At 30.5% G+C, this 13,302-nt stretch carries 13 protein-coding genes; 5 read left to right on the top strand and 8 right to left on the bottom strand.

The genetic code is table 11. The features are described from left to right. Positions 1-134 precede the first annotated feature (134 nt). On the top strand, positions 135-1,589 hold the full coding sequence (gene dcuC / locus AJ886_RS04275) for a C4-dicarboxylate transporter DcuC (RefSeq protein ID WP_070284003.1): 1,455 nt from the start codon (positions 135-137) through the stop codon (positions 1,587-1,589). 20 nt (positions 1,590-1,609) lie between these two features. On the opposite strand, the gene purM is transcribed toward dcuC, so the two are convergent. Continuing rightward, positions 1,610-2,599: a phosphoribosylformylglycinamidine cyclo-ligase gene (gene purM / locus AJ886_RS04280; protein ID WP_070287181.1), complete on the bottom strand. Its 990-nt coding sequence runs from the start codon at positions 2,597-2,599 to the stop codon at positions 1,610-1,612. Positions 2,600-2,659: 60 nt separating this feature from the next. Between purM and coaE the strand changes: the two genes are divergently transcribed. The 3 genes from coaE to AJ886_RS04295 are packed head-to-tail and all read left to right on the top strand — an operon-like array spanning position 2,660 to position 4,717. Next, positions 2,660-3,265 (top strand): dephospho-CoA kinase, encoded by a 606-nt coding sequence (gene coaE, locus AJ886_RS04285; protein WP_070287183.1) that lies wholly within the window; start codon positions 2,660-2,662, stop codon positions 3,263-3,265. Beyond that, a complete protein-coding gene (dapF, locus tag AJ886_RS04290; RefSeq protein ID WP_002898613.1) occupies positions 3,262-4,011 on the top strand; it encodes a diaminopimelate epimerase in 750 nt (249 codons plus the stop codon). The genes coaE and dapF overlap by 4 nt, the downstream gene beginning before the upstream one ends. Then, positions 3,986-4,717, top strand: coding sequence for a glucosaminidase domain-containing protein (locus tag AJ886_RS04295; RefSeq protein ID WP_002851407.1), 732 nt, complete (start codon positions 3,986-3,988; stop codon positions 4,715-4,717). Before dapF ends, AJ886_RS04295 begins: the two co-directional genes overlap by 26 nt. Here the strand turns inward: AJ886_RS04295 and AJ886_RS04300 are convergent. From AJ886_RS04300 to tupB, 7 genes are all read right to left on the bottom strand, one after another. Then, a complete protein-coding gene (locus tag AJ886_RS04300; RefSeq protein WP_002898615.1) occupies positions 4,714-5,751 on the bottom strand; it encodes a DUF4143 domain-containing protein in 1,038 nt (345 codons plus the stop codon). The genes AJ886_RS04295 and AJ886_RS04300 overlap by 4 nt on opposite strands. A 64-nt stretch (positions 5,752-5,815) precedes the next feature. Beyond that, on the bottom strand, positions 5,816-6,265 hold the full coding sequence (locus tag AJ886_RS04305; protein ID WP_002851546.1) for a Dps family protein: 450 nt from the start codon (positions 6,263-6,265) through the stop codon (positions 5,816-5,818). A gap of 125 nt (positions 6,266-6,390) precedes the next feature. Further along, a complete protein-coding gene (locus tag AJ886_RS04310; RefSeq protein WP_070287185.1) occupies positions 6,391-7,611 on the bottom strand; it encodes a glucose-6-phosphate isomerase in 1,221 nt (406 codons plus the stop codon). After that, positions 7,605-8,429, bottom strand: coding sequence for a UTP--glucose-1-phosphate uridylyltransferase GalU (gene galU / locus AJ886_RS04315; RefSeq protein ID WP_070287187.1), 825 nt, complete (start codon positions 8,427-8,429; stop codon positions 7,605-7,607). Before galU ends, AJ886_RS04310 begins: the two co-directional genes overlap by 7 nt. A gap of 81 nt (positions 8,430-8,510) precedes the next feature. Then, the gene (gene acs, locus AJ886_RS04320) at positions 8,511-10,484 is read right to left on the bottom strand and encodes an acetate--CoA ligase (RefSeq protein ID WP_070287188.1); all 1,974 of its coding nucleotides are present in this window, start codon (positions 10,482-10,484) and stop codon (positions 8,511-8,513) included. Positions 10,485-10,621: 137 nt separating this feature from the next. After that, the gene (tupC, locus tag AJ886_RS04325; RefSeq protein WP_044778913.1) at positions 10,622-11,617 is read right to left on the bottom strand and encodes a tungstate ABC transporter ATP-binding protein TupC; all 996 of its coding nucleotides are present in this window, start codon (positions 11,615-11,617) and stop codon (positions 10,622-10,624) included. A gap of 1 nt (position 11,618) precedes the next feature. Then, positions 11,619-12,305 carry a tungstate ABC transporter permease TupB gene (gene tupB, locus AJ886_RS04330; RefSeq protein WP_002871132.1) on the bottom strand — a complete coding sequence of 229 codons (687 nt, stop codon included), beginning with the start codon at positions 12,303-12,305 and terminating at the stop codon, positions 11,619-11,621. Positions 12,306-12,383: 78 nt separating this feature from the next. On the opposite strand from tupB, the gene tupA reads away from it, so the two are divergent. After that, positions 12,384-13,193 (top strand): tungstate ABC transporter substrate-binding protein TupA, encoded by an 810-nt coding sequence (tupA, locus tag AJ886_RS04335; RefSeq protein WP_002862184.1) that lies wholly within the window; start codon positions 12,384-12,386, stop codon positions 13,191-13,193. The last annotated feature ends 109 nt before the right edge of the window (positions 13,194-13,302 follow it).

A 13,302-nucleotide genomic window follows, 5' to 3' on the forward strand; every position in this document is an offset into this window, starting at 1 on the left:
GAATTTTTCAGTAACCAAACTATACATATGTTAATTTTGCAATACAAAAAATAAGTAATTTTTAAATAAAAAATATTTTTTATTTAAAAATTTAGCTAAAATTAAATTCATAAGCTGTAAATTCAGGAGAAATCATGCCAATTTTTATGATATGTTCTACACTTTTAGCGGTAATTGTCGTTGCTTATTATATACTCAAAAAATACAATCCCATTTTTGTATTTTTTCTTTCAGGTATTATCTTGCTTATTTTTGCTTTTTACATCACAGGAACACCTATACCAAAAGCCCCAAGCAGAGAACATGCAAGCTTTTTGAATGTTTTACTTGATAGCTATGCTTTTATCACAGCAACTTTTAAAAGCCAGCTTTCTGGAGTAGGACTTATTATCATGAGTGTGGCAGGTTTTGCTGCTTATATGAAACATATCAATGCTTCGGCAAAACTTGCTTTTTTAGCAAATAAACCCTTAGAAAAAATCAAAAATAAATACTTGATTTTAAGTGGAACTTTTGTTGTTGGAATGGCTTTAAAAATTGTCATTTCTAGCTATGCTGGATTGCTTTTGCTTTTGTTAGCATGTATTTATCCTGTTTTAATCTCACTTAAAATCCGTCCTATTACAGCTGTATGCGTGCTTTCTTTAATTGCACTTGATTATGGTCCAAAAGATGGAAATTCAATCAATATGGCAGATATGGTAGGACAAAGCGATAATGTCGTAGGGCTTTTTTTAAATTACCAAATTTATAGTGTGATTGCCTATGTTGTAGTTATTGCCATCTTGATTCCTTTTTATTTTGCTTGGATTGATAAAAGAGATAAAGAAAAAGGTGTTTTAAATGATGAAGTTGAAATTCCGCAAATCATTGATCCTAAATGTCCCACTTTTTACATACTCTTTCCTTGGTTACCTGTTGTATTTTTATTTACAGCGTATTTTTTTACTATCAAGCTCGATGTTGTGACAGCAAATTTTGTAAGTATTTCTTTAGTTTTTCTTGTTGAATTTGCAAGACACAGAAATGCTAGAAAATTAGGCGAAGATATGATGGTGATTTTAAAAGCTATGGCTGAAATTTTTATCTCAGTCGTAAGCATAATCATCGCTGCTGGAGTATTTGCTGAAGGCATTAAAGCACTTGGTGGAGTTAATATCCTTGCTAACGCGGTTTCAAATCTTGGAACAGGAAATTTTGCATGGTTTGGAATTCTTTTGAGTATAGCTATTTTAAGCTTTTTAGTTTATTTTGCCACAGTGATTATGGGAAGTGGAATTGCTGCTTTTAATGCTTTTGGAAAACTAGCTCCTGATATGGCTACAAAATTAGGCGTTGCACCTATTACTCTAGTTTTACCTATAGAAATTGCATCTTGTTTAGGTCGTGCAGCTTCACCAATAGCAGGCGGAATCATAGCTTTAGCTGGATTTGCAAAAGTAGCTCCAATGGATATTATAAAACGAACCACTCCTCTTTTACTTATCGCTATGCTTGTAAATGTACTCGTAGCCTTTTATCTAGCACAAACCAATCCTTTGCCAAAAGAACAAAACACTACAAAAATAGAACTTAAAATACACAAATAAAGCGTATTGACGCTTTATTTTCACTCTAAAACAATACCTTCATTAATGCAAATTTCGCCGATAATAAAGGCATCTGAATTTTCTAAAACCTTACTTACATTAGAAGGATCTACAACCATTACTAAACCCGCTCCCATGTTAAAGCTTCTATACATTTCGCTTTCTTCTACAGCCTGTCCTATAGTATAAAAAATTTCAGGAGTTTTAAGATGATGTTTGCGTATAGTTGCACCCATACCACGAGGTAAAACGCGTGGTAAATTTTCTACTAAACCACCCCCTGTAATATGTGCTAGAGCACTGATATAAGGCTTTAGTGTAAGAAAATCACGCACATAAATCCTTGTAGGTTCTAACAAAATATCAATTAAATTTTTACCCTCTATCTTGTCATCAAATTTTAATTTTAAACTTTCAAAAAGTACTTTTCTAGCTAAAGAATAACCATTTGAATGAAGTCCTGAACTAGGAAGTGCCAATAAAATATCACCATTTTTAACAAATTTACTTCTATCAATCTCATCTTCTTCAGCCATACCCACTGCAAAACCCGCAAGATCAAAATCATCTTTTGCATACATTCCAGGCATTTCAGCAGTTTCTCCGCCGATTAATGCACAATTTGCCATCTTACATCCCTTGGCAATGCCTGATACAACAACCTTTGCTACTTCTACTTCGAGCTTGGCTGTAGCATAATAATCTAGGAAAAACAAAGGCGTAGCAAAATTACAAATCAAATCATTCACACACATTGCTACTAAATCTTGCCCTATAGTATCATATTTTTTAGCATCAATTGCCAAGCGAAGCTTGGTACCAACACCATCTGTTGCACCTAAAATCACAGGCTTTTTAAAACCACTTGGCATTCTAAAAGCACCAGCAAAAGAACCAATTCCGCCTACAACATTATCATTAAAAGTTTCTTTAACCAAAGGTTTTATAGCCTCTACAAAGGCATTTCCATTATCTATACTTACGCCTGCATCTTCATATGAAATTTTCATTTATTTTCCTTTAAGAACTAAAAAGGTATTTTAACGAAAAAAGTTTTAATAAGGCATAAGATGAAAAATGCTTTTTTTGTAACCGCTTCAATTGCTTGTGGTAAAAGCACTTTTATAGAAATAGCGAATTCTTTAGGCTTTAAAAGCATTAGCGCAGATAAAATTGCTCATAAAATTTTAGATGAAAATGCTTTAGAACTTGAAAAGATTTTTTCTCCCTTTAACTTAAAAAATTTACTCACAAAAGAAAAGAAAATCGATAGAAAAATCCTTGGAGAAATTGTTTTTAACAACAAAGAAGCTAAAAAAACCTTAGAAAATTTCACTCATCCTAAAATTCGAGCTAAAATTTTAGAACAAATGCAAATTCTAGATAAAGAAAATAAAGCTTTTTTTGTAGAAATTCCTCTTTTTTTTGAAAGCGGTACTTATGAAAATTTAGGCAAAGTCATAGTAATTTACACACCCAAAGAATTAAGCCTTAAAAGAATCATGCAAAGAGATAAGCTTAGCTTAGAAGCTGCAAAAGCGAGACTTGATTCTCAAATAGATATTGAAGAAAAACTTAAAAAAGCAGATTTTATCATTAAAAATACTAACTCTTATGCCGATTTTAGGCAAGAATGTGTTAAAGTAATACAAGAAATTTCTAAAGGAAAAATGTGAAATTTTATAAATATTGTGCAAGTGGGAATGATTTTGTCATAACAAATGCTGATAGAAAAGAAGATAGAAGTGCTTTAGCTAAAGAACTTTGCAATCGTTATGAGGGCATAGGTGGGGATGGCTTTATCGTGATATTGCCTCATGAAAAATACGACTTTGAATGGGAATTTTATAATAACGATGGCTCAAGGGCTGCTATGTGTGGCAATGGCTCAAGGGCTGCGGCACATTTTGCACATCATATTAACAAAATAAATCCTAACATGAGTTTTTTAACCGGTGCAGGAATAATAAAAGCAAAGGTAAATCAAGATAAAGTTGAAGTATCTTTAGGCAAAATAAAAAGCGTGCAAAATACTTTTGAAGAGTTAGGAAAAACTTGGCAACTTTGTAACACTGGAGTTCCACATCTAGTACATTTTTGTCAAAATTTAGATGAATTTGATACAATGCTTTGTCAAAAAATGAGACAAAAATATAATGCCAATGTTAATTTTGTAAAAATTTTAGATGAAAATCATTTAAAAGTTCGCACCTATGAACGCGGAGTTGAAGATGAAACCTTAGCTTGTGGCACAGGAATGGGGGCTTGTTTTTATCTGGCATTTTTAAATAAAAAAGTACAAAATAAAGTTAAAATAACTCCTAAAAGTGGTGAAGAGATAGGGTTTGCATATAAAAATGAAGAATTGTTTTTTGAAGGAAAGGTAAAGTATTGTTTTGAAGCCAATTATAATTTTTTTTAGTCTTTTTCTAATCCCACTTTTTGCTGATGATCTAAAGAGTGGATTTGGAGAAGAATATTACAAACTTGATATAGATCAAAAAAGACAAATTTTTTTTATAAAAATGAATGAAATGTTTGATCAAAGCTTTAAAAAAATTGAACAAGAAAGAGCTTTTATCGAAGCCTTTTTTAAAGATGCTTACAAAACAGGCTTTAGGACTTCAAACCAAATAAATCTTGAAAAACTTATCACGATAAAAAACAAATATCGCATTGAAAATCTTTATGATTTTGCAGAATATAAAAAACGTATTCAAAAAATTCCAAAATCCATGGGTATAGCCCAAGCTTTAGTTGAAAGTGCTACAGGTACCAGTCGCTTCGCAAGAGAAGCAAACAATCTTTTTGGAGAATGGACTTGGGGTGAGAAAGGTTTAATTCCTGATTTAAGACATCCAGATAAAAAACACAAAATTAAAATTTTTGATAGTCTGCAAGATAGTGTTGACTCTTATGTTTTAAATTTAAATCGTCATTTTGCTTATGAAAAGTTTCGCGATGCAAGAGCTAAATTTGAAAGCGAAGGCAAAGAGATAACAGGGCTAGAGGCTATTAAAACTTTAGATTCTTATTCTGAACGCAAGGGATATTATATCAATCTTATTACAAAAATCATCAAACGATACAACCTTGAAAAATACGATACAAACTCAAACAACACCTAAAATCCAAGTGAAAATTTATCAAAAGATATGACTTCAAATTTAACCCCTTGCTCAAAAAAACTATCCTCGCTTGAAAGAGTGATAAAAATCACATGAAAAATTCCAAGTTCTAAAGCCTTTGGTAAAATTTTCTTAGCACGTAATTTAATCAAATCAATATCTAAAGTTGGACTTGAAATATAAGCAATTTTAGATATTTGGCTATAAAAGTTAAAGTATTTGTTATAAAAAAAATCTTCTTTAAATTTAAACAACTCGCTTAAAACTAAATTTTCAAATAAATGCGAAAAATCCTTTGAAATACAAAGATTATTTCTTAGGCCAAAATCTTTAAAATAAATCTTTTGAAGTTTTTTTTCATCATGTTTTAAAGTATAGATCACATAAGTATTTTCTAATTTTTTTATAGCTTGATAAACACTATCTTTTGAAGTTTTTAATATTTTTTTAAGTTCTATAAATATCTTAGAAATACTGATTTGCTGACCCAAATTTAAAGCTAAATACTTTAAAATTTCTAATTCTAAAAGAGTAAAGCTTTGTCTTAGAAGTATGTTTTTTTCTCCAAATTTACTGCGTCCACTTTGCAAAAAAAGACCTACTAAATTATTTATAGGTAAATTTTTCTTACTTACACTAATAAATTCTTCAAAATCAAAATAATCAAGTTCAAGTTCTTCAAACCCATTTATATTTAAATCTTTTATATTTGTACTTAAGATGATGGGAATTTTAATTTTTTCTAAATTAGGGATAAAATCCAAATTATAAAGGCAAAGAATTTTAATTTGTAAATTTTCATTCAAAAAATCAGCAAGTCTTTCTAAACTTTGTTTTTCAAAGCGTGTATCATATAAATCTAAAAACAAAATTTCACTTGCTTTAAATTGAGATAAAAAATTAAAAATAAGTGTTTTTTTACCACAAAATCGTGGGCCTTTTATGATAATATTTGGTTTTGAAATTTGATTTTTTCTTTCATAACTTACTTCAAATTTAGGATGGTTTTCATAAAAAAAATTAAGTACTTTCAATTTTATCCTTTAAAAAAGGATATTATAACCTAGTTTGTATAATTGGGGCATAAAGCCCCTTAAATTACATTTTGCAAGCACCTTGCAAAGTAGCGCCTATCATCCAAAGACTTTTTTCATATTTTGCGATATTTTCTTGCGCAAAAGCAGCTGTTGTGGTATCACTTTCTTTTTCTGCTGCTTCATTGAGTTTTTTAAATTCTGCTAAAAGATATTCATAATCTTGTTTGATCAGTTCTATGACTTCAAGTGGAGTAAAGCAATCTTTTGCAACTTTTGGACTTTTTGCATTTTCCATTAAAACTTTTTGGCAAGTGATGGCTTTTTCGCCAAGTTGTAAAACTCTTTCAGCACAACTATCAAAAAGTTCTGCCATTTCTTCATAAGCTTTTTCTGTGTACTCGTGTATAGAAAAAAATTGCAAACCTTTTACATTCCAGTGATAATTATGAAATTTAACCCATAGATGATGAGCATCTGCTTGCATTTGTAATAATTGTTTTGTAACTGACATGATTGACTCCTTTTTTGATTTTTAAAATTATAACATAAAATTCTTAAATAATAATTATTATTAATTAAAAATTTTTATTATAATTTTAATTTAAAATCATTATACTCTTTTTTAATGAATTTTGATTAAGAATTTAATATATTTTTTAAGATCAACTTTCCAACTTCCACACCAGGTTGATCATAAGTGTTAATCCCTAGCATAACACCGCAAGTTGAAGTAAAAAGTTCATAATAATACATCAAATATCCCGCATGCCAAGCGTCAAGTTTTTCAAGTTCTATCACATCAACACTCAAATTTTCGGCGATTAAAGCATGCATAGTTGCATCACATTGGGCGTTTAAAAGTTCGTGAAGATTGACTTTATTACTTAAAGAATCTAAAAATTTAAAATGAATATCAGGGATAATAGGTGCTTTTTGAGCGTCTTTGATTTTTAAAAAAGTTACAGTTTTATTTTTAGGTCCATCCATGATGAGTTGTAAAAAACTATGCTGATCTCTTGCTCCAATGAGTGCAACAGGAGTTAAACCTATGCGTTTATAGCCTTGCTTTTTACCTAAACTTTCAGCAATAAGCTGGATATACCATTCGTTAAAGCCTTTAAAAGCATCACTATATGAAAAAAGCACATTGATATTGGCATTTTTGTGTGTGCAATAATGATAAGCCTTTTGTAAAATTTCATCTTTTTTGCGAGTAAAAAAATCTTCAAAACAAGCTTTAGCTCCTTCTAAAAGAGCTTTGGCATTATAGCCACAAAAACAAAGTGGAACTATACCCACGGCTGAAAGTATGCTAAAACGACCTCCTACATTTGCAGGGATAAAAAAGCATTTAATACCTAAATTTTCACCTTCTTTATGAAGTTTTGAATCCTTATCAGTAATAAAAACAAAGTATTTTTTTAATTCTTGCATATCAAGTTTAAAATGTTCAATAAGAAGTTTAAAAAGTGATACGACTTCTATAGTGCTACCTGTTTTACTGATGATTAAAAACAAACTTTCTTCAAGCTTGATTTTTTCTAAAGTCTTATTAAAAGAATGTGAGCTTGTGTTATCGAGTATAAAAAGCTCTCTTTGGTTACTTTTTTCATTAAAAAGCATATCGCGCAAGGCTTTTACACCACAACTTGAACCTCCCATTCCCACTAAAACGATATTTTTTACATATTCTTTATCTTGAATAAATTTCAAGCTCTCATCGATTAAATTCAAACTTGTGTCAATAAGATGATAATACCCTACATCTCCACTTTTTACCTCATCATTAATACGATTTGCATAAGAACTTATAGTGTGAATTTCACTTTGCTTAAAAAAAAGTGTATTGTTTAACATTTACTTTTCTCGTAAAAATAATTTGTCGCCTCTACAAAGCCTTCTACGCTTCCACAATCAAAGCGCTTCCCTTGAAATTTATAAGCTAAAACCATACCATTGGTTGCTTGAGTTAAAAGCGCGTCGGTAAGTTGAATTTCGCCATTTTTTCCTACTTTAGTATTTTCTAAAATTCCAAAAATATCAGGAGTTAAAATATATCTTCCTATGATAGCAAGATTACTTGGAGCTTCATCAGGACTTGGTTTTTCTATCATAGAATTAACCATGATAAGATTTTCTTCTACAAAATTTCCAGAAATTACTCCATAATTTGAAACTTGTTCTTTTGGTACTTCCATCACAGCTATGATGGTGCAGCGATATTTTTCATAAATTTTTACCATTTGAGCCATAACATTTAAGCCTTCTTCATTGACACACAAATCATCAGCCAAAATTACACCAAAAGCTTCATCGCCAACCAAAGGTTTACCTTTTAAAACCGCATCACCTAAACCTTTCATTTGATTTTGTCTTGTAAAAGTAAAGGTACAACGATTGATTAAAGAACGAATTTCATCAAGTAAGTATTCTTTTTTTGTACCTGAAATTTGATGCTCAAGTTCATAAGAAATATCAAAATAATCTTCTAAAGCTCTTTTTCCACGCCCTGTGACAAAGCCCATATTTTCCATTCCTGCTTCCAAAGCTTCATCAACCCCATAATGAATCAAAGGTTTAGTTAAGATAGGCAACATCTCTTTAGGTAAAGTTTTTGTTGCAGGTAAAAATCTTGTCCCATAACCTGCCGCAGGGAAAATACAAGTTTGAAGCATAAAAATTTCCTTTTATTTTTTTATCATTATAGCTTATTTTTATGAATTTTTATGCAACAAGGCAAAGTTCTTTTTGCCTTGTTATTCAAACTCTGCCTTAGCTAATTTAACAATAGTTTCTACTACTCCAGAATCTTCGAGCGTTGAAATATCCTGTTTGATTTCTTCACCTCTTGCTATAGTTCTTAAAATTCTTCTCATTATTTTACCACTTCTAGTTTTTGGCAAACCTGGAGTATAAAGAATTTTTTCTATTTTAGCTATAGGTCCTATTTCTACTCTTAAAATGTCATTAAGTTCTTTTAAAGTTTCTATAGCTCCGCCAAGATCACAACTGGATGCAGGACTTAAAACCACAAAAGCAAACAATGACTCACCCTTAATCGCATCCAAAATACTCACTACAGCTGATTCTGCTACACTTGGATGTTTAGCAATAGCGCTTTCAATTTCAGCCGTTCCTATACGATGTCCTGCAACATTAACCACATCATCTGTTCTTCCTGTGATGGTAATATAACCATTTTTATCATAAAAAGCACCATCGCCACTAAAATATACAGCTTTTCCATCTTTTCTAGCTTGAGAAAAATAACTTTCTATATAGCGTTCATCATTACCCCAAATTCCACGAATCATCGAAGGCCAAGGTTTAGTTATACAAAGCAATCCATCTTCACTCTCATCTTTTTTATTGCCTTCTTCATCAATAACTTCTGCAAAAATTCCTGGCAAAGGCAAGGTGGCACAACCTGGTTTTAAAGGAGTAGCGCCTGGTAAAGGCGTGATCATATGCCCACCTGTTTCTGTTTGCCACCAAGTATCGACTATAGGACTTTTAGTTCCCCCTATTTCATCATAAAACCACTTCCAAGCACTAGGATTGATAGGCTCTCCAACCGTTCCAAGCACTTCAAGCGTACTTAAATCATATTTTCTTGGCTCATCAGGTGCATCAGCATGAAGCATTCTTATAGCAGTTGGCGAAGTGTAGAATTTGCTTATTTGATACTCTTCTATCATTCTCCACCAACGCCCAGAATTTGGATAAGTAGGAGTTCCTTCATGCATTATAGTCGTTGCTCCACATGCTAAAGGCCCATAAACTACATAAGTATGTCCTGTAATCCAACCCACATCAGCACTACACCAATAATTATCATAATCTTTAATATCAAAAACCCATTCCATAGTCATTTGTGCCCAAAGTATATATCCTGCACTTGCATGCATAACTCCTTTTGGCTTGCCTGTTGATCCTGAAGTGTAAAGCAAAAACAACAAATCCTCGCTATCCATGATTTCGGGTTCACACTTATAAGATTCATTTTTCACAAGTTCGTTATAAACATAGTCCCTTCCTTTAATATATTCTATAGGCTCATTATTGCGTATAACTATAAGTACTTTTTCTACACTTTCACACCCTTCACTTAAAGCCTTATCTACTGCAGGTTTTAACATATAAGGTTTGCCACGACGAAAAGCACCATCAGCCGTTACTACAAGTTTAGCTCCTGCATCTATAATTCTATCTCTTAAGGCTTCAGGAGAAAACCCTCCAAATACCACACTATGAATAGCCCCAATCCTTGCACAAGCTAACATTACTATAGCTGTTTCTGCAATCATAGGCATATAAATTACAACCCTATCGCCTTTTTTTACTCCGAATTTTTTAAGCAAATTGGCTGCCTTGCAAGTTTCATGCAATAATCTTCTATAAGTATAAACTTCATAATCCCCCATTTCACCTTCAAAAATCAAAGCAGCTTTATTGCGTCTTGTTTTCATATGACGATCAAGACATTGATAGCTTACATTTAAAGTTCCACCTTCAAACCATTTATAAAATGGAGCTTTATCCTCATTTAGCACTCTTGAAAAAGGCGAAAACCACTCGATCTTCTCAAGTGCTTGTCTTTTCCAAAAACCTTCAAAATCTTCCTTGGCTTCATCGCATAAATCATAGTATTCACATAAATTTTTTATACGAGCATTACGAGAAAATTCTTTACTTGGCTTAAAAAGCTCTTGATTATTTTGATTAAGCATAAAAACTCCTTTATGATTATTTTTAAACATTATATAAGAGTTTATTTGTATTAAATACAAATTTAAAAAATAATTAAGATAAATTTTATAAAAAATGAGAATATTTGTAATATTTTATTTAAATTTTATAATGTATGTTAATTTAAGAAACATATTGCATCTTCATAAAAATAAAGACTGAGTTCTTTGTATAATTTTAAATCGAATTTTAAAAATTCTTGTTTTTCTAAAGCAAATTCTAAAATTTTATCCATACAACTTACCCTTATAAAAACATCACTTTTCCTACTTCTAAGTGCTATAATATAACATTTTTCTAAAATAAACTCATAATTATTTTTTGGGATATTTTTAGAATTAAAAAAAGAAATTTTATAAGGATCAATCGCAATTTTACTTGGAGGTTTTTTAAAATCTTTATATTTTTTACAATTACTAAAATCTATAAAATTACAAAATTTTACACCTTGATTTTCTAGCTCAAAAACATTAGTATTTTCAAATTCTAAAATTTCTCCACTGTGTAAATAAAGTTTTTTTTGAGCCAAAGAATCTAAAAAATGTTTATCATGGCTTGCGATTAAAAAACCTGTATTGAAATTTTCGTGCATTTTAAGAATAGCTTTTTTAAATAAAAGCGTAGTATTTTTATCCAAAAAAGCACTCGGTTCATCAAGTAAATAATACTTCGCTCTTACGCTTAAAGCTATAGCAAAAGCTATTTTTTGACTTTGTCCTGATGAAAGTTCATTAGGATATTTACTTAAAAGACTTTCATCTAAATTTAAAAACATCAAACTTTCTTTTATACGTTCTTCGATATCTTCTTTAATCCCATAAGTTTTTAAAGTAAATAAAAAATTTGCCCTTACGCTACGATTTAACAAAATAGGCTCTGGAAAAAGCAAATAAATTTCACGCTTTTGTTTATTATTAAGTTTAAAATTTCCAAAATAAGAAATATTTTTTGAAAAATCTCCTTCTAAAAATTTTAATATTCTTAAAAATGTAGATTTTCCACTTCCATTCGTTCCCATTAAGATGCTAATTTTACTTGTATCAAGTTTTAAATTTTTAATTTTTAAAACTTCTTTGTTTTGATAGTTGAAAAAAAGATTAGAAATTTCTATCATTTTATGTTCTTTTAAGTTTGTGTGTAATGAAATTTAAACAAAAGGCAATGAGAATTAAAACCAAAGCCAAAGCTATACCACTAGCAAATTCGCCTTTGTTGGTTTCAAGAGAAATAGCCGTGGTTATGGTTCTAGTGTCGTATTTAATATTTCCACCCACTATCATCGCTACTCCTACTTCTGCTACAATGCGTCCATAAGCTAGTGCAACGACGCTAATCAAAGCAAAGCGTAATTCATAAATCATCATTAAAACAAGTTTTAAAGGACTTAAGTGAAAAGATTTTATAAGTAAAAAATGTTTTTTATTCATATTTTCTATCAAATTTGAAAAAAGTGCGATCACTATAGGAAGTGCTAAAATAAACTGCCCTAAAATTAAAGCCTTTATAGTAAAAAGTAGTCCAAATTCTCCCAAAGGTCCTCGACTTGAAATCAGTGCATAAAGTATAAGTCCTACCGCAACTGTTGGAAAAGAAAGGCTAGTATCTATGATAAGTTTTATAAAGCGTTTAAATTTAAAATCAAAAAAGCCTAAGATAAATCCCAAAGGAAAACCTATGAGCAAAGCTAAAACTATAGAAATACTTGAGCTTAAAAGTGTAGTTTTTATAGCTGAAATTACACTTTCATCAGCATTAAAAAGTAAAAATAAAGCTTGTTTAAAACCATCAAAAATATAATCCAAAAATATCCTTTTTAAAATAAGTAATTTTAGCATAATTATGCTAAAATATTTTTTTATGTAAATTTATAAGGAGAAAAAATGAAAAAAATCATTTCTTTAGCCCTTGCTTTAGCTTTAAGTGCAAGTGCAGCAGAACTTAAAATGGCAACCACAACAAGCACTGACAATACAGGACTTTTAGATGCTCTAAAGCCTCTTTATGAACAAGAAAGCGGCAATACCTTAAAATGGGTTGCAGTAGGAACAGGTGCGGCTTTAAAAATGGGTGAAGATTGCAATGCTGATGTACTTTTTGTACACTCTCCAAAAGCAGAAAAAGAATTTATAAAAAAAGGTTTTGGCGTGGATAGAACCCCTGTGATGTATAATGATTTTATCATCATTGCGGATAAATCAATAGCTTCTAAATTTAAAGGCAAAAATTTAAAAGAAAGTTTAGAACTTATCAAAAATGAAAAACTCACTTTCATCTCAAGAGGCGATAAATCGGGTACTGATAATAAAGAAAAAAGTCTTTGGAAAGATCTTGGTGGTGTGCCTGAAAAAGAAAACTGGTATCAACAAAGTGGACAAGGTATGCTAGCAAGCATTAAAATCGCTGAAGAAAAAAAAGGTGTGATTTTAACTGATCGTGGCACTTATATCAAATATGAAGCCAGTGAAAAAGGAAATCCAAGTTTAGTCATTGTAAATGAAGGTAATGATAGCCTTAAAAATTTTTATTCTGTTATAGCAACAAATCCTAAACATTGCAAAAATGTTAATTATACTGAAGCTAAAAAATTTATCAATTGGCTTACAAGTGACGATACTTTAAGTTTTATTAGCGGATTTAAACTGCTCTATAAACCTTTATTCGTAGTTGATGCAAAAACAAGGAAAGATTAAAATTAAGCAGGTTTTAGCCTGCTTAAAATATTATTTTTACTTATTGTAACTTTTTTATTTATTTTTCAAAACTTTCAGCTTATTTAAAATTCTTCTTTAGATACAATAA

Origin of the sequence: Campylobacter sp. BCW_6465 (genome assembly GCF_001762815.1) — a bacterium.
Classification (GTDB): Bacteria; Campylobacterota; Campylobacteria; order Campylobacterales; family Campylobacteraceae; genus Campylobacter_D; species Campylobacter_D jejuni.